The sequence below is a fragment of the Mesorhizobium sp. WSM4841 genome, assembly GCF_055811515.1.
This window is the reverse complement of the sequence record NZ_JBVVQC010000052.1, coordinates 1-21,182: the sequence shown is the minus strand read 5'-3', so window position 1 is coordinate 21,182 and position 21,182 is coordinate 1. Positions and strand designations below refer to the sequence as shown.

18 protein-coding genes are annotated in these 21,182 nt (G+C 63.4%); 15 read left to right on the top strand and 3 right to left on the bottom strand.

From position 1 onward, the window contains the following. Positions 1-14: 14 nt before the first annotated feature. The 3 genes from grxC to AC0L14_RS33080 are packed head-to-tail and all read left to right on the top strand — an operon-like array spanning position 15 to position 1,598. Complete coding sequence (grxC, locus tag AC0L14_RS33090) at positions 15-284, top strand: glutaredoxin 3 (protein ID WP_023797293.1); 270 nt, start codon at positions 15-17, stop codon at positions 282-284. A gap of 10 nt (positions 285-294) precedes the next feature. Beyond that, on the top strand, positions 295-1,176 hold the full coding sequence (locus AC0L14_RS33085) for a carbon-nitrogen hydrolase family protein (RefSeq protein WP_473752045.1): 882 nt from the start codon (positions 295-297) through the stop codon (positions 1,174-1,176). Further along, the gene (locus AC0L14_RS33080) at positions 1,173-1,598 is read left to right on the top strand and encodes a DUF1178 family protein (protein ID WP_473489484.1); all 426 of its coding nucleotides are present in this window, start codon (positions 1,173-1,175) and stop codon (positions 1,596-1,598) included. Before AC0L14_RS33085 ends, AC0L14_RS33080 begins: the two co-directional genes overlap by 4 nt. A gap of 4 nt (positions 1,599-1,602) precedes the next feature. Here AC0L14_RS33080 and AC0L14_RS33075 read toward each other — a convergent pair whose 3' ends face one another. Beyond that, on the bottom strand, positions 1,603-2,088 hold the full coding sequence (locus AC0L14_RS33075) for a MarR family winged helix-turn-helix transcriptional regulator (RefSeq protein WP_473752043.1): 486 nt from the start codon (positions 2,086-2,088) through the stop codon (positions 1,603-1,605). Between the two features lie 97 nt (positions 2,089-2,185). Here AC0L14_RS33075 and AC0L14_RS33070 point away from each other — a divergent pair, with 97 nt between their 5' ends. Continuing rightward, on the top strand, positions 2,186-3,115 hold the full coding sequence (locus AC0L14_RS33070; protein ID WP_473489486.1) for a DMT family transporter: 930 nt from the start codon (positions 2,186-2,188) through the stop codon (positions 3,113-3,115). A gap of 6 nt (positions 3,116-3,121) precedes the next feature. Here the strand turns inward: AC0L14_RS33070 and ubiG are convergent, their stop codons facing one another. Next, entirely contained in the window at positions 3,122-3,871 is a 750-nt protein-coding gene (gene ubiG / locus AC0L14_RS33065) for a bifunctional 2-polyprenyl-6-hydroxyphenol methylase/3-demethylubiquinol 3-O-methyltransferase UbiG (protein ID WP_473529458.1), read from the bottom strand. A gap of 333 nt (positions 3,872-4,204) precedes the next feature. Here ubiG and AC0L14_RS33060 point away from each other — a divergent pair, with 333 nt between their 5' ends. From AC0L14_RS33060 to AC0L14_RS33010, 11 genes are all read left to right on the top strand, one after another. Beyond that, complete coding sequence (locus AC0L14_RS33060) at positions 4,205-4,435, top strand: putative glycolipid-binding domain-containing protein (RefSeq protein WP_473752048.1); 231 nt, start codon at positions 4,205-4,207, stop codon at positions 4,433-4,435. Beyond that, positions 4,429-4,743, top strand: a complete 315-nt coding sequence (locus AC0L14_RS33055) for a putative glycolipid-binding domain-containing protein (RefSeq protein WP_473752040.1) — start codon at positions 4,429-4,431, stop codon at positions 4,741-4,743. The genes AC0L14_RS33060 and AC0L14_RS33055 overlap by 7 nt, the downstream gene beginning before the upstream one ends. Positions 4,744-4,945: 202 nt before the next feature. Further along, positions 4,946-6,199: an aspartate kinase gene (locus AC0L14_RS33050; protein WP_473489489.1), complete on the top strand. Its 1,254-nt coding sequence runs from the start codon at positions 4,946-4,948 to the stop codon at positions 6,197-6,199. 181 nt (positions 6,200-6,380) lie between these two features. Next, a complete protein-coding gene (ptsP, locus tag AC0L14_RS33045; protein WP_095493373.1) occupies positions 6,381-8,651 on the top strand; it encodes a phosphoenolpyruvate--protein phosphotransferase in 2,271 nt (756 codons plus the stop codon). Between the two features lie 204 nt (positions 8,652-8,855). Continuing rightward, positions 8,856-9,935, top strand: coding sequence for a peptide chain release factor 1 (gene prfA / locus AC0L14_RS33040; protein WP_123149158.1), 1,080 nt, complete (start codon positions 8,856-8,858; stop codon positions 9,933-9,935). Next, the gene (gene prmC, locus AC0L14_RS33035; RefSeq protein ID WP_473529456.1) at positions 9,928-10,818 is read left to right on the top strand and encodes a peptide chain release factor N(5)-glutamine methyltransferase; all 891 of its coding nucleotides are present in this window, start codon (positions 9,928-9,930) and stop codon (positions 10,816-10,818) included. The genes prfA and prmC overlap by 8 nt, the downstream gene beginning before the upstream one ends. A gap of 301 nt (positions 10,819-11,119) precedes the next feature. Next, a complete protein-coding gene (locus tag AC0L14_RS33030; protein WP_473752037.1) occupies positions 11,120-12,082 on the top strand; it encodes a DUF4167 domain-containing protein in 963 nt (320 codons plus the stop codon). A 222-nt stretch (positions 12,083-12,304) separates the two neighbouring features. Then, on the top strand, positions 12,305-14,911 hold the full coding sequence (gene clpB, locus AC0L14_RS33025; RefSeq protein ID WP_473529454.1) for an ATP-dependent chaperone ClpB: 2,607 nt from the start codon (positions 12,305-12,307) through the stop codon (positions 14,909-14,911). A gap of 39 nt (positions 14,912-14,950) precedes the next feature. Further along, positions 14,951-15,316 (top strand): MmcQ/YjbR family DNA-binding protein, encoded by a 366-nt coding sequence (locus AC0L14_RS33020; RefSeq protein WP_473529453.1) that lies wholly within the window; start codon positions 14,951-14,953, stop codon positions 15,314-15,316. Between the two features lie 251 nt (positions 15,317-15,567). Then, positions 15,568-17,034 (top strand): L,D-transpeptidase family protein, encoded by a 1,467-nt coding sequence (locus tag AC0L14_RS33015; protein ID WP_473752035.1) that lies wholly within the window; start codon positions 15,568-15,570, stop codon positions 17,032-17,034. A gap of 199 nt (positions 17,035-17,233) precedes the next feature. Further along, positions 17,234-18,799, top strand: coding sequence for an MFS transporter (locus AC0L14_RS33010; RefSeq protein ID WP_473752033.1), 1,566 nt, complete (start codon positions 17,234-17,236; stop codon positions 18,797-18,799). A gap of 21 nt (positions 18,800-18,820) precedes the next feature. Here AC0L14_RS33010 and AC0L14_RS33005 read toward each other — a convergent pair whose 3' ends face one another. Continuing rightward, positions 18,821-20,782 carry a M23 family metallopeptidase gene (locus AC0L14_RS33005; protein WP_473529450.1) on the bottom strand — a complete coding sequence of 654 codons (1,962 nt, stop codon included), beginning with the start codon at positions 20,780-20,782 and terminating at the stop codon, positions 18,821-18,823. Positions 20,783-21,182 lie beyond the last annotated feature (400 nt).

Sequence of the window (21,182 nt, the reverse complement as noted above, 5' to 3'; positions counted from 1 at the left end):
AGGATTGCTGACCGATGGTCGACGTGACGATCTATACACGGATGATGTGCGGCTATTGCGTGGCGGCCAAGCGGCTGCTCGAGCGTAAGGGCGTTGCCTACACCGAGCACGACGCCTCCTTCTCGCCGGAACTGCGCCGGGAAATGATTTCCCGTGCGAATGGCCGCTCGACCTTTCCGCAGATATTCATCGGCGATACCCATGTCGGCGGCTCCGACGATCTCCACGAACTGGAGGCGGAGGGCCGGCTGGACCGTCTGCTCGCCAATGGCTCGACGAATTGAGGATATGACGATGGGTACTTTCAAGGCGGCGGCGATCCAGATGCGTTCGGGCACCAGCCCCGAGCGCAACGCGGTCGATCTGGAGCGGCTGGTGCGCGAGGCCGCGGGCCAGGGTGCGACCTATATCCAGTCACCGGAAATGACCGGTGCGCTGATCCGCGACAGCCAGGCGCGGGCCGCCTCGTTCACGTCCGAGGACAAGGACATCATCGTCTCGACCTCGCGCAAGCTGGCGAAAGAACTTGGCGTCTTCCTGCATATCGGCTCGACCGCCATCCTGCGCGCCGACGGCAAACTCGCCAACCGTGCGCTTTTGTTTGGGCCGGATGGCGCGACACTGGCCATCTACGACAAGATCCACATGTTCGACGTTGATCTCGACAATGGCGAAAGCTGGCGCGAATCCGCCGCCTATGAGCCAGGCACCGAGGCCCTCGTCACCGAGATCAGCGGCGCCGGGATCGATGGGGCGAGGCTGGGTTTCGCCGTCTGCTACGATCTGCGCTTTCCGCAGCTCTTCCGCGCCGAGGCGCTGGCCGGCGCCGACCTGCTTTCGGTGCCCGCCGCCTTCACCCGCCAGACCGGCGAGGCGCACTGGCATGTGCTGCTGCGGGCGCGCGCCATCGAGAACGGTGCCTATGTCGTCGCCGCGGCGCAAGGCGGACTGCACGAGGACGGCCGCGAGACCTATGGCCATTCGCTGATCGTCGATCCGTGGGGCCGCATCGTCGCCGAAGCGGCACATGACCAGCCGGCCGTGATCATCGCCGAGATCGACCCGGCGCAGTCGGTCGCTGCCCGCAAGAAAATCCCAAATCTGAAAAATTCACGCGACTTCGCCGTGAACGCCACTCCGGTCGAGGCGCAAAGTCTCAGGGGTGCGGCGTCTTGATTCGCTTTTCACTAATCTGTGACCACGAGCATGAATTCGAAGGCTGGTTTCGCAGCAACGACGATTTCGACACCCAGAAGAAGCGTGGCTTCGTCGACTGCCCGACCTGCGGCTCGCACAAAATAGAGAAGGCGTTGATGGCACCGGCCCTCTCCACCGGGCGCAGCCGAGAGAAGATCGCGCTCGCCATGGGCGCGGCCCAGAAGCAGGCGCTGGCGCAATTGAAGGCGATGGCCGAGAAGGTGCGCGAGAACGCCGACTATGTCGGCGACAAGTTTGCCGAGGAGGCGCGCAAGATCCATTTCGGCGAGAGCGATCCGCGCGGCATCTATGGCGAGGCGACGCTGGAGGAGGCCAAGAGCCTGGCCGAGGACGGCGTCGAATTCATGCCGATCCCAAGTTTCCCCGACGACCGCAACTGACTGGCTAGGTTACGCTGCCGATCAATTTCTCAAGCAGGCGAGCAAGCGTCTCTTGTTCGGCGCGCGTCAGACCGGAAAGTATCTCGTGTTCGTTGGCGACGTGGGCGGCGACAGCCTCATCTACCAATGCCAGACCTTTTTCGGTCAGCTGCACGACAACCCCGCGCCGATCGTTGGGATGCGGCCCGCGCATGATCAATCCTGACTTTTCGAGCCGGTCGAGCCGGTTGGTCATGGCGCCCGACGTCACCATCGTCGCTTCGTAGAGAGCGGTTGGCGTCAGCGCGTAAGGTGATCCGGAACGGCGCAGCGTCGCCAGCACATCGAATTCCCCGGACTGCAAACCGAAACGCGCAAACAGCGGAGCGAGGCGTTCTCGTGCTATCAGCGACGAGGCTTCGTTCAACCGTCCAAGCACGGCCATCGGAGAGACATCCAAATCCGGCCGCTCTCGTTTCCACTGCTCGATGGCCTTCGCGGCGCGATCCATCTATATCACCGTTAAATATCTTGACGTTAAGAATCTTTGCATTATCTTACCTCAAGACACAGTGCTGGCCAAGAGCCGCAAAGACAATAGGTTCGTTATGAAATTTCTCTGGGATTCAGCACTCGGCCTTTTGGTCGTCACCGGCGGCCTGCTCGGCCTGACGCTGCCGTTCGGCAAGATCGCAACGGCGGCCGGTGTTTCGGCCATGGTCTGGGCCCTCGTCATCTCGCTCGGCGCCGGCAGCGTGCTTTTGTGCGCCTTGCTGCTGCGCGGACAACGCATCCGGCTCACCCTGCACAGACTGCGTTATTTCTTCGTCACCGCGGCGGTGTCCTATGCCTTCCCCAATCTCTTGATGTTCTCGGCCATTCCGCATCTCGGCGCCGGCTACACCGGTATCATGTTCACGCTGTCGCCGGTGGTTACACTGGTGTTTTCGATCCTGCTTGGCGTTCGGCGTCCCAATTTGCTTGGTATCGTCGGCATTGCCGTCGGCTTCCTCGGTGCTGTCATGGTGGCGGTGACGCGCGGCGAGGCTGGCCAGCCGGCCGAATTTTTCTGGGTGGCGGTGGGGCTGCTCATCCCGGTCAGCCTTGCCGCCGGCAACATCTACCGCACGGTCGACTGGCCCGAAGGGACCGGACCGATCGAGCTTGCCGTCGGCAGCCATCTGGCATCGGCTGCGCTGCTTCTTTGCGGCATCTTCACGCTGCAGGGCGGCGGTTCGCTCGCCCTGCTCGGCGGCGTGCCGCTGGTGGTCGTCGGGCAGGTCGCGTCAGCCGCGGCGATGTTCGCCTTCTTCTTCCGGCTGCAGGCGGTCGGCGGCCCGGTCTATCTCAGCCAGATCGGCTATGTCGCGGCTGCGGTCGGATTGTTCGCCGGGACGATCTTTCTCGGCGAGCACTATCAATTGCTGACCTGGGCGGGCGCTGCCATCATCACTGCCGGCGTGTTCATCACCACCAAAGCGCAAAGCCAGATCGCCACGAAGGCGCAAAGCCAGACGGGTGAGAAGGTGGCGGCGTGAGAAGGTTCAGACGGGTGCCTTCTCCGCCAGCACCATGTAATTGACGTCCATGTCCTTCGACCGCTGCCAGCGGTCGGCGAGCGGATTGTAGGCGACGCCGGTGCGGTCGATGATGGTCAGGCCAGCGCCGGCAAGCGCCTTTTCCAGCTCGTCTGGCCGCACCAGCTTGCCGAACTGGTGAGTGCCGCGCGGCAACCAGCGCAGCACATATTCGGCGCCGATGATGGCCAGGCCCAGCGCCTTCAGCGTGCGGTTGATGGTGGCGACGAACATGATACCGCCGGGCTTGAGCATCTCGCCGCATTTGGCCACGAACAGGTCGATGTCGGCAACATGCTCGACCACTTCCATGTTGAGGATGACGTCGAATTTCTCCCCGGCGGCAGCCAGATCCTCCGCTGTCGTGGCACGGTAATCCACCGTCACGCCGACCTCCGCCGCATGCAGCTTGGCCACTTCGATGTTGGTGGCGGATGCGTCGGCGCCGAGCACTTCGGCGCCAAGCCGCGCCATCGGCTCGCACAACAGCCCGCCGCCGCAGCCGATGTCGAGGAAGCGCAGGCCCTCGAACGGCCGCGCCGCACGCGGGTCGCGGCCGAAGCGCGCCGCCACCTGGTCGCGTATATAGGCAAGCCGGATCGGATTGAACTTGTGCAGCGGGCGGAATTTGCCGTTCGGATTCCACCATTCGGCGGCAAGGGCGGAAAAGCGCTCCACTTCTCCGGCATCGATCGTCGACCGTCGGGGTTCTGGCATGGCGTGTCTCCCGCAGACTCAAAAGTTCAGAGCGCGATCGGGCGCAAAACCGGATATCACTTTTGCTGATCGCGCTCTGGTGCGCTAGGAAGTCGGTCGCGAGGCAGCGAATGTCAAGGCAGCAATTTTGCCTGTCGACAGAGCAGTGCTCATGATGCCGGGCGGTGCCGACTGCGATCTGTCAGCATGTGGCAGCTCGATACGCCTCACGGCGGAAACAAAATTATTCCGGCGGACGAAGGAGAGGCGTTGCTTTCAACGGGAGGAGACCATGATGCGAAGCGTAGCTTCCATCCTTTGGCGCCGACTTGACCTCGAGGCCATGACGCCTGCCTGCTGTCTGAAATTGGCCTGCTGTCTGAATCTGGCCGGCCTTCGGAAACGGACGGTGGGCGCAGCCTCAGAGGGCAGGCGCTTTTCGTCCAGGACGGCAAGCCGTGCAGCATTGCCTACGAGGTGACCTGCGATGCCGGCTGGCATACACGATCGGCGCACATCGAGGGCTTTCTCGGCACACAAGATCTGCACTATGCGATTGAACGACTTGCCGACGGCGGATGCTGAACGGCGAATGCCAAGGAGAAGTCGCTGGCCTCATCGATGTCGATCTCGGCTTCACGCCCGCTACCAACCTGCTGGCGATCCGCCGTTTCGACCTGGAGGTCGGCATGTCGACACAAGCTCCGGCTGCGTATCTGACATTTCCCGAACTCAGGCTGGTGCGCCTCGAACAGACCTATCGGCGTCTCGACGAGGCCCGTTACGCCTATGCTTCGCCCATGTTCGGCTACGATGAGATCCTGAAAGTCTCGCCGGCCGGCTTCGTTGTCGACTATCCGGGCCTGTGGAGAGGCGCAGCGCACCTGGCCTGAAGCCACCGCATGTCGTCGATAGGCATGCGGGCACGCGCTGCCGCCCTCGTCTGTCGCCTTCGTCGCCAGCTGCAACCGGCAGCACGCCTTGCGAAACCCAAAGCATTTGGCTAAGGAGGCCGCGAATTCAGCGGCCGGCCCAGTCGCCCTTTCCGTTTTTTCGGCAGCCGGTCCGGCACCCAGTCAAAGGCATTTCGCTTCCATGGCGCGCATCGTGATGAAATTCGGCGGAACCTCCGTCGCCGACATCGCCCGCATCCGCAATGTGGCGCGCCATGTCAAACGCGAGGTCGATGCCGGCCATGAGGTTGCGGTGGTCGTCTCGGCGATGGCCGGCAAGACCAACGAGCTCGTGCAATGGACGCGCGAAGCCTCGCCCATGCACGATGCACGCGAATATGACGCCGTCGTCGCCTCCGGCGAGCAGGTGACCGCCGGCCTGCTGGCAATCACGCTGCAGAACATGGGCGTCCATGCCCGTTCCTGGCAAGGCTGGCAGATCCCGGTCAAGACCGACAATGCGCATGGCGCGGCGCGCATTCTCGACATTGACGGCGCGTTCCTGATCAAGCGCTTCGGCGAGGGCCAGGTGGCCGTGGTCGCCGGCTTCCAGGGCATCGGGCCGGACAATCGCATCGCGACGCTCGGCCGCGGCGGCTCCGACACCAGTGCTGTCGCCATCGCGGCGGCGGTCAAAGCCGACCGCTGCGACATCTACACCGATGTCGACGGGGTCTACACCACCGACCCGCGCATCGAGCCGAAAGCGCGGCGGCTGGCCAAGATTTCCTTCGAGGAAATGCTTGAGATGGCCTCTCTCGGCGCCAAGGTCCTGCAGGTACGCTCGGTCGAGCTTGCCATGGTGCACAAGGTGCGTACTTTCGTGCGGTCGTCCTTCGACGATCCCGACGCGCCCGGAATGGGGGATTTGCTCAATCCGCCCGGAACGCTTATTTGCGACGAGGAAGAGATCGTGGAACAGCAGGTCGTCACCGGAATTGCCTATGCCAAGGACGAAGCGCAGATTTCATTGCGCCGTGTCAGCGACCGGCCGGGCGTCGCCGCCGGCATTTTCGGGCCGTTGGCCGAGGCCAACATCAACGTCGACATGATCGTTCAGAACATTTCCGAGGACGGCAAGTTCACCGACATGACCTTCACCGTGCCGTCCGGCGATGTCGACAAGGCGCTTACCGTGCTCGAGCGGCTGAAGACTACGATCGGCTACGACGTCGTACAGTCGGAAGCCGGCATGTCGAAGGTCTCGGTCATCGGCATCGGAATGAGGAGCCATGCGGGCGTCGCCGCCACCGCCTTCAAGGCGCTGGCCGACAAGGCGATCAACATCCGCGCGATCACGACCTCCGAGATCAAAATTTCGATCCTGATCGACGGTCCCTACACCGAACTTGCGGTTCGCACTTTGCATTCCGTCTACGGTCTGGATAAGCAGTAGCAGACTGCATCGGCCCGAGAATCGGAGTCGATTTTCGGAAAGCACGATGCAGCAGATCGAAAGTCTTAGAGCGTCCTTTGGCGTCCAATTGGACGCATGGCGCTCTAATTGAGTTGTTGCGTGAGCGCCGGCCGCGGGAGAAACTGCGGCGGGCAAAATGTCCATTGGAGAACAAGCCGCGATGCGTGATACGGCCAGTGGCCCGCGCGTTTTGCTGAAACGGCTCCGCGAGCTCATGCAGGAGCCGCTGGAGCCGCAGGAGCGGCTCGACCGCATCGTGCGCGATATCGCCGCCAACATGGTCGCCGAGGTGTGCTCGCTCTATGTGCTGCGCGCCGATTCGGTGCTCGAACTCTATGCCACCGAGGGTCTGAACCCAAAGGCCGTCCATTTGGCGCAGCTCAGGCTGGGCGAAGGCCTCGTCGGCACGATCGCGGCCTCAGCACGGCCGCTCAATCTCTCCAACGCACAGGAACATCCAGCCTTCGCCTACCTGCCGGAAACGGGGGAAGAGATCTACAATTCCTTCCTCGGCGTGCCGGTGCTCAGGGCAGGGCGCACGCTTGGTGTTCTGGTCGTCCAGAACAAGACCATGCGCCACTATCGCGACGACGAAGTCGAGGCGCTGGAAACGACGGCGATGGTGATCGCCGAGATGATCGCCACCGGCGACCTTGCCCGGCTGACCCGGCCCGGGCTCGAACTCGACCTGCGCCGCCCGGTGAGCTTTACCGGCCTGTCCTTCAACGAGGGTGTCGGGCTCGGTCATGTCGTGCTGCACGAGCCGCGCATCGTCGTCACCAATCTGTTCAACGAGGACAGCGATGAGGAGATCAAGCGGCTCGATGCATCCCTTGGTTCGCTCCGGCTCTCCATCGACGATATGCTGGAACGCCGCGAAGTCGCTTTCGAAGGCGAGCACCGCCAGGTGCTCGAAGCCTATCGCATGTTCGCCAACGACAGCGGCTGGGTGCGCCGGCTGGAAGAGGCGATCCGCAACGGCCTGACGGCGGAAGCGGCGGTGGAAAAAGTGCAGAGCGACATGCGTGCCCGCATGCTGCACATGACCGATCCGTATTTGCGTGAGCGGATGAGCGATTTCGACGATCTCGCCAACCGGTTGCTGCGCCAGTTGATGGGGCGCGGGCCAGACGACGTTGCGGCCTCGCTGCCGAAGGACGCCATCATCGTCGCCCGCTCGATGGGGGCCGCCGAACTGCTCGATTATCCCAGAGACAAGCTGCGCGGGCTGGTGCTCGAGGACGGCGCGGCGACCAGCCATGTCGTTATCGTGGCGCGGGCCATGGGCATACCGGTCGCGGGCCAGATGAGGGGCGCCGTTTCCATGGCGGAAAACGGCGACGCCATCATTGTCGACGGCGAGGAAGGCGCGATCCATCTGCGCCCTCAGCCCGACCTCGAAGCCGCCTATGCCGAAAAGGTCCGCTTCCGGGCGCGGCGGCAGGAGGTCTACCGCGAACTGCGCAAGAAGCCGTCGGTGACCAAGGACGGCGTCCAGGTCGACCTTTTGATGAATGCGGGCCTGGCCGTCGATCTGCCGCAGCTTGCCGAGGCTGGCGCCGCCGGCATCGGCCTGTTCCGCACCGAGCTGCAATTCATGGTCGCCTCGACCTTTCCGCGTGCGGAAGCCCAAGAACGGCTCTACCGCGACGTGCTCGACGCGGCGCGCGGCAAGCCGGTCACCTTCCGCACCATCGATATCGGCGGCGACAAGGTGCTGCCCTACTTCAAGGACACGATCCAGGAAGAGAACCCGGCGCTCGGCTGGCGCGCCATCCGCCTGACGCTCGACCGGCCGGGCCTGTTGCGCACCCAGATCCGCGCGCTTCTGAAGGCCTGCGGTGGGCGTGAACTGAAGCTGATGCTGCCGATGGTGACGGAACTCGGCGAGATCGCACAGGCGCGCGAGATCATCGATCGCGAGGTGCGGCATTTGTCGCGTTTTGCCCATCATCTGCCGACCAGCCTGAAGCTCGGGGCCATGCTGGAAGTACCGTCGCTGCTGTTCCAGCTCGACGAGTTGATGAAGGCCGTCGATTTCGTCTCGGTCGGCTCGAACGATCTGTTCCAGTTCGTCATGGCGGTCGATCGCGGCAACACGCAGCTCTCCGACCGCTTCGATGCGCTGTCGACGCCGTTCCTGCGCGTTCTGAAGCAGATTGCCGACGCCGGGGTGCGCAATCAAACCCCGGTGACCTTGTGCGGCGAACTGGCCGGCAAGCCGATCTCGGCGATGGCGCTGATCGGCCTTGGCTACCGGTCGATCTCGATGTCGCCGGCTTCGATCGGTCCGGTCAAGGCGATGCTGACGGAACTGCCGCTGGCCGAACTGGAGACGTTCTTCGACGACAATCTCATGGCGCCGGTCCAGGGGTTGCCGATGCGGGCGCTGCTGCAAGCCTTTGCCGACGACCGCTCCATTCCGTTGTAAATTCACGTGAGGGCGGCCTGCAAATGTCGATTTTCTGCGCTTCCGGTGCTCATGTACCTAAATGTACATTCCGCTCCGGCCTTCGCCGGCCGAAGCCCTCATCGATGCCTCCGCCCTATGAAGGCTACGGCCGGCGTAGGCCGGTTCTCGAAACTCGTCATTTTCGGCTCGCCCTGACGTGAATCTTATCGAAGTTCCAGGACTATGATCAACCTGCCCCGCGACCGTATGGATCAAGTCGTCAAGCGTTTCGACATGCTCGAAGCGCAGATGTCGGCCGGGCCGGCGGCGGACGCCTATGTCAAGATGGCGTCGGAATATGCCGACATCCAGGAGATGGTCGCAAAGATCAGGGCCCTGCGGACCGCCGAGGATGAACAGGCCGACTTGCAGGCGATGCTCGCCGACAAAAGCACCGATGCCGAGATGCGGGCATTGGCCGAGGCCGATCTGCCCGAGGTCAGGGAACGCATCGAGGCGCTGCAAAGGGACATCCAGATCCTGCTTCTGCCCAAGGATGCCGCAGACGACAAGAACGCCATCCTCGAAATCCGCGCCGGAACCGGCGGCGACGAGGCGGCTCTCTTTGCAGGCGACCTGTTCCGCATGTACGAACGCTACGCCGCGGCACGCGGCTGGCGTTTCGAGACGGTGTCGGCCAGCGAGGGCGAGGTCGGCGGCTACAAGGAAATCATCGCCACTATTTCGGGCAAGGGGGTCTTTGCCCATCTGAAATTCGAGTCGGGTGTGCATCGTGTGCAGCGCGTGCCGGCGACCGAGGCCGGCGGGCGTATCCACACCTCGGCGGCGACGGTTGCGGTGCTGCCCGAAGCGGAAGAGGTCGACATCGACATCAGGGCCGAAGATATCCGCATCGACACGATGCGCGCCTCGGGTTCGGGCGGCCAGCACGTCAATACCACCGATTCGGCGGTGCGCATCACCCATCTGCCGACCGGCATCATGGTGGTGCAGGCGGAGAAGTCGCAGCACCAGAACCGGGCGAAAGCCATGCAGATCCTGCGCGCCAGGCTTTACGACCTCGAGCGCAGCAAGGCTGACGAGGAACGCTCCGAATCGCGCAAATCGCAGGTCGGTTCCGGCGATCGCTCGGAGCGCATCCGCACCTATAATTTCCCGCAGGGCCGCGTCACCGACCATCGCATCAATTTGACGCTCTACAAGCTCGACCGGGTGATGATGGGCGAACTCGACGAGATCGTCGACGCGCTGATCGCCGATCACCAGTCGAAGCTGCTCGCCGATATCGGCCTCGATGGCTGACAGTCTGCCCGGGACGCTCGGGCCGCTGCTGAAAGCGGCGCGGGCACGCCTTGCCGCGGCCTCAGTCGCCGATCCGGCGCTGGATGCAAGGCTGATCGTCGAACATCTTTCCGGCACGACCCGCACACAAGCCATCGCCGATCCCGAATGCACGGTCGATGCCTGCGCGATTGCCGCGATCGATGCAGCCTTGAAGCGGCGGATTGCGGGTGAGCCGGTGCATCGCATCCTCGGCCATCGCGAATTCTACGGCTTGCGCCTGTCGCTGTCACCGGAAACGCTGGAGCCGCGACCGGACACCGAAACGCTGGTCGAAGCGGTGCTGCCCTTCGCTAGGGCGACAGCGGAACGGCAAGGCCAATGCCGCATCCTCGATCTCGGCACCGGCACCGGCGCGATCGCGCTGGCGCTGCTCAGCGCCGTTCCGGCGGCGGTCGCCACCGGTGTCGATATTTCGCAAGGCGCGCTGGCGACCGCCATGCGCAATGCCGGGGAATTGGGGTTAGCCGACCGGTTCCAGGTGCTCAAATCCGACTGGTTCGAAAAAGTTTTTGGCCGATACCATGTAATTGCCGCTAACCCGCCCTATATAGCGTCCATAGACATTGAAAATCTGCAGGACGAAGTCCGCGATTTCGATCCACGCCAAGCCCTCGATGGCGGCGTGGACGGTCTGAGTCCTTACAGGATCATCGCCGCCGAGGCGGCAGGTTTTTTGGAAGCCGAGGGCAGGATTGCGGTCGAGATCGGCCACACCCAACGCAAAGAGGTCACGGGCATATTCTCCGCAGCCGGCTATATGCCGGCGGGGGTATTCCGAGACTTTGGCGGAAACGAGAGGGTTCTGATCTTTGAACTGACAAAGGAACTGACAAAGCCGTGATGCAGTGCAAAAAAAGCGCTTGGCAATGCCGGGGAATGCGGCTAGGGTCGCCTTAACCGGATGAGACGAAGCAGGCAGTGCTCTTAGCGATTCGGTTTCCTTGGAAATAGCTGCCTTCTTGCGCAAACGACGCCCAAGCTTCGTGCGGGAATCGTCCGACAAGTGATGTAACCGGAACAGGATGAGACGTGGCGCCAACGCAATCGATGCGGGCGAACGCCGGTGAAGAACGAGACGGCTGGCTGCATGAGCGCCTCCGTGCGTGAACAATTTTCGAAAATTTCAAAATGAAGAGAGTCGAATGAGGCCACAACAGCAGAACAGGCGCATGCGCGGTCGCAACAACAATGGCGGCGGCAATAACAACAACAACAACCGCAAGGGCCCAAATCCCCTGACGCGCAACTACGAGAGCAACGGTCCGGACGTGAAGATCCGCGGATCGGCTCAGCAGATCGCCGAAAAATACGCAACCCTTGCCCGTGACGCGCAAAGCTCCGGCGACCGGGTGATGGCGGAAAACTATCTCCAGCACGCCGAGCACTACAATCGCATCATCGCTGCCGCGCAGGCGCAGCTACCGATCCAGAGCGCTCAGCAGAACCGCGACGATTTCGACGATGACGGCGACGAAGATCGCGACGAGTTCGACAATGCCGGTAACAGCAATGTCGGTGAGACTGCGGCTCCGGTGGTCAACCAAGGTGGCGGCCCGCAGCCGGTCATCGACGGCACGCCGGCCGAGTTGGCGTTCAACCAGGAAAGCGGCCGTGATAATCGCGATAACCGTGGGCGCGACAACAATGGCGGCCGCCATCGTGACCGTCGCCCCAATGGCGGCTACGGCCAGAACGGCCAGCGCGGCGAATACGGTGCGCGCGGCGAGCAGGGCGGACAACGAGACGATCAGAACCGGCGCGACGATCAGAACCGGCGCGACGATCAGAGCCGGCGCAACGAGACACCGGTACAGAACGAGACGCCCGTACAGGCGGAAACTGTGTCTCCGGTCGAGCCGGTTTCTGTGACCGAACCCGCGCCGCAGTTCGAAAACTTTTCGCCGGCGGCTCTCGCTGCCCAGGCTGAGATGAACGAAGCAGCCGCCGAAAGCGGCGCTGCCCGCCGCCCCAGGCGTCCGCGCCGCCCGCGCGTCAATGCTGATCAGGTGGATGGCGGTAACGACAATGCTGGCGCTGATAACGTGAATGCAGCTCCGGCGGAAGATGCCGGTGGCGAGCCCGCCGTCATCGACGTCAACAACTGATCGAGCAAGGCTTCAGACATTCTTGGACGGCGGAGAGAAATCTCCGCCGTTTTTGTTTTGCGCGCCCGGGCAATATTATGCATTCACCATTATTGGGACGTCTTGAGGGTCCGTGGCTTGCGCCCCATATCTCGCGTGAAAGGACCCGGCTCGAACGGGCGGGTCCGTCACCGCAATCTGATCCGGTGCCGCAAAGCGGGCCGGTGACGGAAGGAGACAGAGATGAACCTTGAAAAATATTCCGAGCGCGTGCGCGGCTTCATCCAGTCCGCGCAGACCTTGGCGCTCTCGCGCAACCACCAGCAATTCACCCCCGAACATATATTGAAAGTGCTCGTCGACGACGACGAGGGCTTGGCCGCGTCGTTGATCGAGCGCGCCGGCGGCAGCGTCCGCGACGTCAAGCTTGGCGTCGAGACGGCACTTGAGGCCATGCCCAAGGTGGAAGGCGGCAACGGCCAGCTCTATCTGGCGCAGCCGCTGGCCAAGGTGTTCTCGACCGCCGAGGAACTGGCCAAGAAGGCCGGCGACAGCTTCGTCACGGTCGAGCGGCTGCTAACGGCGCTGGCGGTCGAGAAATCCGCCAAGACCGCCGACATCCTGACCAAGGCCGGGGTGACGCCACAGGCGCTGAACCAGGTGATCAACGACGTCCGCAAGGGTCGTACCGCCGATTCGGCGAGCGCCGAGCAGGGCTATGATGCGCTGAAGAAGTACGCGCGCGACCTGACTTCCGACGGCCGCGCCGGCAAGCTCGACCCGGTCATCGGCCGCGACGACGAAATCCGCCGCACCATCCAGGTGCTGTCGCGCCGCACCAAGAACAATCCGGTGCTGATCGGTGAACCCGGCGTCGGTAAGACGGCGATCGCCGAAGGACTGGCGTTGCGCATCGTCAACGGCGACGTGCCGGAATCGCTCAAAGACAAGCAGTTGATGGCGCTCGATATGGGGTCGCTGATCGCCGGTGCCAAATATCGCGGCGAATTCGAGGAGAGGCTGAAGGCGGTCCTTTCGGAAGTTACCGCTGCCGCCGGCGGCATCATCCTGTTCATCGATGAGATGCACACGCTGGTCGGCGCCGGCAAGGCGGACGGCGCCATGGATGCGTCGAACCTGCTGAAGCCGGCGCTGGCACGCGGCGAACTCCACTGCGTCGGCGCAACGACGCTCGATGAATACCGCAAGCATGTCGAGAAGGACGCCGCCCTTGCCCGCCGGTTCCAGCCGGTCTTCGTCAATGAGCCGACGGTGGAAGACACCGTCTCCATCCTGCGCGGCCTGAAGGAAAAATACGAGCAGCACCACAAGGTGCGCATCTCGGATTCGGCGCTGGTCGCGGCAGCGTCGCTGTCCAACCGCTATATCGCCGACCGCTTCCTGCCGGACAAGGCCATCGACCTTGTCGACGAGGCCGCGTCGCGGCTCCGGATGCAGGTCGATTCGAAGCCCGAAGCGCTGGACGAGATCGACCGCCGCATCATGCAGCTCAAGATCGAGCGTGAGGCGCTGAAGGTCGAGAAGGACGACGCGTCGAAGGACCGGCTCGCCCGCCTCGAAAAGGATCTTTCCGCTCTGGAAGAAGAATCGACCGAACTGACCTCGAAATGGCAGGCCGAGAAGCAGAAGCTCGGGCTCGCCGCCGACCTGAAGAAACAGCTCGACGAGGCGCGCAACGAGCTCGCCATTGCCCAGCGCAAGGGTGAATTCCAGCGCGCCGGCGAGCTTGCCTATGGCAAGATTCCGGAACTGGAAAAGAAGTTGAAGGCAGCCGAAGCCCAGGACGGCAAGGTCGGCATGGTCGAAGAGGTAGTCACCCCTGATCACGTCGCTCATATCGTGTCGCGCTGGACCGGCATTCCGGTCGACAAGATGCTGCAAGGCGAGCGTGACAAGCTGCTGCGCATGGAAGACGAGATCGGCAAGCGCGTCGTCGGCCAGGGCGAGGCGGTGCAGGCCGTGTCGAAAGCCATTCGCCGTGCCCGCGCCGGCCTGCAGGATCCGAACCGGCCGATCGGCTCATTCATGTTCCTCGGACCGACGGGCGTCGGCAAGACCGAACTGACCAAGGCGCTCGCCAGCTTCCTGTTCGACGACGAGAGCGCCATGGTGCGCATCGACATGTCGGAATTCATGGAGAAGCACTCGGTCGCCCGGCTTATCGGCGCGCCTCCCGGCTATGTCGGCTATGAGGAAGGCGGCGCGCTGACCGAAGCGGTGCGGCGCCGGCCCTATCAGGTCGTGCTGTTCGACGAGATCGAGAAGGCGCATCCGGACGTGTTCAACGTGCTGCTGCAGGTGCTCGACGACGGCCGTCTGACCGACGGGCAGGGCCGTACGGTCGATTTCCGCAACACGCTGATCATCATGACGTCGAACCTCGGCGCCGAATATCTGGTCAATCTCGGTGAGAACCAGGACGTCGATGTCGTCCGCGACGAGGTGATGAGCGCTGTCAGGGCGTCGTTCCGGCCGGAGTTCCTCAACCGCGTCGACGAGGTGATCCTGTTCCACCGGCTGCGCCGGCAGGATATGGGCCGCATCGTCGAGATCCAGCTCAAGCGGCTGGAAAGCCTGCTCGTCGATCGCAAGATCACGCTTTCGCTGAACCAGGAGGCGATCGACTGGCTGGCGGCCAAGGGATACGATCCGGCCTATGGCGCGCGGCCGCTGAAGCGGGTGATGCAGAAGGACCTGCAGGATCCGCTGGCGGAGAAGATCCTGCTCGGCGACATCCTCGACAGTTCGACCGTCAAGGTCACCGCAGGTTCCGACCGTTTGAACTTCCGGTCGAAGCCGACGGTCGTGGCGACCGAGGCGGCGGCCTGATTTTCGAGGCCGCCACATAATTAAAACAACGGGGCGCAGATGACGCTGGATGACTACAACAGCTTCTGCGCCTCGCTGCCTGCGGCGAGCCACGTCGTCCAGTGGGGCGGCGCCCATGTCTGGAAGGTCGGAGCCAAGGTCTTTGCGATCGGCGGTTGGAGCGAGGGCAAGGAGCCGTTCGTCACCTTCAAATGCTCCGACATCGCTTATGACATCTTGAAGGAACAGCCGGGCCTTCGGCCCGCGCCCTATCTTGCCTCTCGCGGCATAAAATGGATCCAGCGCCAGACAAGCCAAAGCATGGACGATGACGCGCTGAAGGACTATCTGCGCGAAAGCCATCGCCTTGTCGTGCTCAAGCTGACGAAGCAGGCGCGCAAGGAATTGGGACTCGCCACCAGCTAGCTAAGGTTGCTCTCACCGCCAGAAATCCGCCATCTTCATGCCCGGTTCATGTTGGAACCTTATGGTTGGCAACTGATTTGCTGGCGAAGGGGTTCGCTGCCGCATAGGCCCTAAAATCGAATTCGATTTTCGGAATGCATGATGCGGAGATTTTAAGTGTTAGAGCGTCCTTGCGCGTCCGAAGGGACGCGCGGCGCTCCAAAGTGACAACGCCGGGCGGCGGTAATTATGGACTGGAGAATTTGCCCAACATGTTCCGCACGATCTTCACCCTTTCGGCGCTTGCCGCCGGGCTGCTTTCTTCGAGCGCAATGGCCGCGCCGACGGAAGACATCGCGCCGCGATCTGCCCGTGCGGCCGATGCCGGTGGCGTGCTGGTCGCCCAGAACGGCGATTTCGACGTCTATTACGACGCCAGGGGAAACCGCGTCATCGTCGATGCGGTAACCGGCAAGGTCCTCGCTATCCAGCCGCCGCAGACCAGGTTCGACCGCCGCGCGCTCCGCCGCGAGCGCTTGCGCAATCTCGGACCGGTCGAGGACGACCGCTATTATCTCGACGACCCGGAAGACGCGGCGCGCTTGCGCCGCAGGCAATTGGAGGAGGAAGGCCTGATCGTCGTACCGCCGGTCGACGAATACGATCCCTACAGCGACAATTCGGTGGAAGCTTTTCCCGAAGCACCGCGCGATGACGGCAGCTATGGCAACGATTATCCGGAAGCGCCGCAGCCGATAGAGCCGCGCACCGTCAAGCGCCAGCCGCTCGACGAGGCTTCGATCGAACCGGTCGAGCCGACGGCGCCGGGCGACCAGGCGGCACTGCCGCCAAAGATCGGCGGCGAGACCGTTATTGATCCGTCGCTTTCACTCGGTGCACGCCAGGATGTTGCTGCGTTGCAAGTGCTGCTCGACCGCGCCGGCGCTTCGCCCGGCGTCGTCGACGGGCGCTTCGGCTCGAATGTCGACAAGGCGCTCGCCGCCTACAACGAGATCACCGGCGGCAATCTGCGGTCGACCGATGTGGTCGGCATCCAGGCAGCCCTTGAGCAGTCCGGCGGCGATGCCTTCGCCTCCTACAACGTCACGCCCGAGGATGCGGCCGGCCCCTATGTCGCCTCGGTGCCGGAAGACTACGGCCAGAAGGCGCAGCTCGACCGGCTGAGCTACACCTCCGTCACCGAAGCGCTGGCCGAGCGGTTCCATATGGACGAGAACTATCTGAAGGCGCTCAATCCCGAAGCGAACTTCAACCGTCCCGGTACGATCATCAAGGTCGCCAATTTCGGCAGACTGGTGGCGAATCCGGTGGCAAACATCATCGCCGACAAGGGCAACAAGCAAGTCCGTGCCTATGACGCGTCGGGCAAGCTAATCGCGGCCTATCCAGCCACCATCGGCTCGGCGGACACGCCTTCACCCACCGGCACGCATGTGGTGTCGCGGGTCGCGTTAGATCCGAACTACACCTACAACCCGAGTATCAATTTCAAGCAGGGCGAAAACAACAAGATCCTGACCATCCCGCCGGGCCCGAACGGCCCCGTCGGCTCGGTCTGGATTGCGCTGGACAAACCGACCTACGGCATTCACGGCACACCCGACCCCTCCAAGATCGGCAAGACCGAAAGCCATGGCTGCGTGCGGCTGACCAATTGGGACGCGCGCGAACTGGCAAAAATCGTGTCGCCGGGCGTCACGGTGGAATTCATCGACTGAGCGCCATATCCCAAATCATCGCGCACCCTGGGTCAACCCGGGAGCAGGGTTTTTGGGCGACGTATTAATCGGCCGATGGTCCTTGGCAAGCGAAGGAGCCGCGGTCCGGCGGCATAGAAGTCCCGATCCTGTTCTGGTTTCAACGACAGCAACCCTCTGGCCGGTTGTTGCCGGCGCATAGGAGGTCTAAGCAGGCTTCATGCGTTCTCCAAGCGAAGTCGGCGCCGAAGCCGTCCCACTGATCAGGCCGCTTCCGGCCGATACGTTTTGCCCGCAATCGCGGCGCAGCTTCGTGCTGATCGCGGCGATCCTGGCTTCCGCGCTCGGCTTCATCGACGGTTCGATCCTGGCCATCGCCACCCCGGCGATCCGCGTCGATCTTGGCGCCAGCCTCGCCGAGGCGCAGTGGATTTCGAACTCCTATGCGCTGACGCTTTCGGCACTCATCCTTGTCGGCGGCGCCGCCGGCGACCGTTTTGGCCTGCGGCATGCTTTCGTGGCAGGCATCGCGCTGTTCATTGCCGCCTCGCTTGCCTGCGCGGTGGCGCCGAACCCGCCGGTGCTCATTGCGTTTCGCGCCATTCAGGGCATCGGCGCCGCCATCATGGTGCCGGGCAGCCTCGCCATTATCGCCAAAGCCTATCCGAAGAAGGAGCGCGGCAGGGCGATCGGCATCTGGGCGGCGGCCTCGGCGCTGACGACGGCGCTTGGCCCGGTGCTGGGCGGCGTTGTCTTGTCGGCCTTCGGCGACGGCATCTGGCGGGCGATCTTCGCGATCAATCTGCCGCTTGGTCTTGTCTCGATCTACCTTCTGCTCGCCAAGGTCCCGGCTGACGCACCGACGGAAAAGCGCAGCCTCGATCTCGGCGGCGCTGCCCTCGCCACCTTGGCGTTCGGCGCGCTTGCCTACGGCTTGACTTCGATGGGCAGCGAAGGCGAGGGGCAAATGTCCGGCCCGAGTATCGCCGCCGGCGCGGTGCTGCTCATCGTGTTCATCGTCTTCGAGCGCCGGCACCACGAACCGATGATCGATCTCTCGCTGTTTCGGGTCGGCGCCTTCGCCGGCGCCAATGTAGTGACCTTCTTCCTCTATTTCGCGCTGTCGGCCAACCTGTTCTATCTGCCGATGCTGCTGATCGCCGGATGGGGGCTGAGCGCCGCCGAGGTCGGCTTCATCTTCCTGCCGCTGTCGGTCTTGATCGCGCTGTTGTCGGGGCCCGTCGGCCAGTGGTCCGACCGGATCGGTCCGCGTTTTCCGATCGCCAGCGGCAGCCTCGTCGTCGCTGTCGCCTTTGCCGGGCTTGCTTTGCTGGCCTATGCCGGCATCCACAGTTTCTGGTGGGGAGTGTTTCCGCTGATGGCGCTGATGGGGCTCGGCATGGCGCTGGTCGTGTCGCCGCTGTCGACGGCGGTGATGACGGCGGTCGAGGACAAGGATACGGGTGCTGCTTCGGGAATCAACAATGCCGTCTCGCGCATTGGCGGCCTGATCGCGGTGGCGGCGATGGGGTCACTGGCGGCCTGGATCTATGCGGCAGCGCTGAATAGCGGTGCCGCATCCGGCATTCCGGGTTTCGGCGAACCGGCGCCGGCGGGCCTGGCACCGGATCCCGATGCAGCAAGGCTTGCCGCCAGCGACGCAGCTTTCGCAGCCGTCGCCTTGGCGACCGCGCTGCTTTGCCTGCTCTCGGCAATCGTGGCGTGGACGACTGTTTCCGGCGAACGACTGCCATGGCCGCGTGGATCTGAGACTTCGCAGAGCTGAGGAGCTCGGAAAGGCTCCGGCTCAGCCTTCGATCTTGGCGCTCGCGACCTTCAGCGAATCGCTGTCTTCCTGCTTGAGCAGATCATCGATGCGCCCGCGCTCGCGCTTGAAGGCGACGAGATCGTCGCCCTTCAGCACCTTGCCGACCGGCAGGCGAACGCGCATCGGGTCGACCTTGGTGCCGTTGACGATCAACTCGTAGTGGAGATGCGGACCGGTGGCGAGACCGGTCTGGCCGAGAAAGCCGATGGTCTGGCCTTGGCGGACGCGCACGCCCGGCGCGATGCCTTTGGCAAAAGCGCTCTGGTGATTGTAGGAGGTCTCGTAGCCATTGGCGTGACGGATGATGATCTGTTTGCCATAGCCACCGGCCCAGCCGGCCTTCTCGACGACACCGTTGCCGGAGGCAATGATCGGCGTGCCGATGGAGGCTGACCAATCGACGCCGGTGTGCATGCGCACATAGCCGAGGATCGGATGCCTGCGGGCACCGAAGCCGGAGCGAAATTTTCCCGCGGGCAGGGGATTGCGCAGCAGGAACTGCTGGGCGCTGCGGCCGTCCTCGTCGAAATAGTCGGTGCTGCCGTCCTGCATCTGGAACCGGTAGAAATTGCGCGTCGTACCGCCGAAGCTCGCCGAGACATAGAGCAACTCGGATTCGTCGGATGCCCGGTCGTCGCCGTCCGGCTGCGAGAACAGCACCTCGATGCGGTCCGACGGATTGAGCCGCGACTGGAAATCGACACCGGACGCCAGGAGCTTGATCAGCCGCTTGGTCATCGCCTTGGACATGCCGTAGGAGTAGGCGGCGCGGTAGATGCCGTCATAGACGTTCGGCAGATTGCCGCGCACCACCACCGGCGGCGAATCATCGAACGCAGTCAGCAATTCGGGATTGGGCTCCGGCTCCTGCGCCGGCACATATTGGCCGTGATCGTCGAGCGCGATGGTGACGATATGCTGGGCCCTGTCGTAGATGCCGGTGCGAACGACCTTGGCGGCGTCGCCATGGATCTCGAGGCCGACGCGCAGCACGGTTCCCGCCTTGAGCGCTGTCGCATTCAGCAATTTGGCGATCGCCTCGGCCATGCCGGTGGCGTCCTCGCCCGTATAGCCCGAATCGGCGAAGGCCTCGACTATGTCGCGGTCCCTGGTGAACGGGATGATCTCCTCGGCGAAGGCCGGCGCTTGATCGTCGGGGGCAGCACGCGGCGACACCGAGACGTTTTCCGGGACGATCCTGACGTCGTAGGACCCGGCCATGCTCTCGGCGAATGCATCGCCGAATCGCTGCGGGTCGACATAATGCAGCGATGCGACCTGCACGGCGCCGTCGCTCAGGTCCGTGCCGGCCTGGCGCACCACCTTTTCCACCTCGTCGGCGGACAAGTCACTCTTTTCGTCGAAGGCCGCCGTCTCGATCGGGAAATCGACCGTCTTCAGGCTCATCTCGCTTTCGACCTTGGCGCCATAGATCTGGCCGGCGGCGGCGGTCGCCGGCTGACCGGCATTGCCGTCGCGGTCGTCGCCAAACACCTGCATGGGGTTGAAAGGCGGATAGGCGCGGCTGGTCGTGTGCCCGGCGGCAAGCGCCATCTTGATCTGCACGAAAGGCATGGTGTGGATGACGTCGCGGTCGCCGACCTTGGTCACCATCGACACTTCCATACGCCGGCGGTCCTTGGCCCTGGCGATCTGGCGCGGCGCCACCAGCCTCGTGGTCTTGGCGATCTCGCCGGAATCGTCGCCTCTTGCAAGGCTGATCAGTTCGGCGATCTCGGGCGGCGTTGCCAATTGCTGACGGCCGTCAAGGGCCGCGAACAGCGCCACGCCCATCAGCACGCTCGACGTCACGCCCGTAAGAAAAGTGCCCGACAGCCAGCGCGCCGAAACCTCGCGCCGGTCGGGCGGGCCACTGCGACCGTCCGCAATCAGCGGCGGCTCGTTGCCGAGTTCGGCTATGACATTTTCCGTATCTGGCATCCAGAAAGGCTGCTTCTTCCCCGGGCGGGACGGCTTGTCGCTTTTGTTGTGGCCATGACATTTGCCTGTCACGGCGGGCGAAGTCAACGAAGCGCCTGGCTTCGGCCGAGATCCCCAGTCATACTTCTCTCTTAGTGGCTCTCTTACAGTCTCTTATAAGGCGCCGCGCCGGTGGTGCATGCGCCGGCTTCGTTGGCCTTGGTGTCAAACCGCAATGCGGCGGCAATAGGGCTCCGTGGCGGTGGTCGGCTTTGTTATCCCCATGCCGCCGCGGAAGTCGGCTACCGAAAATCGGCGCCACAATCTTTCGTCGCAAAAAATTCAAAAAAGACGGAAATGGTTGTTGACACTTTGGACGGCTGCCGACTATATACGCCTCACCAACGAGGGCGGCGCGCCG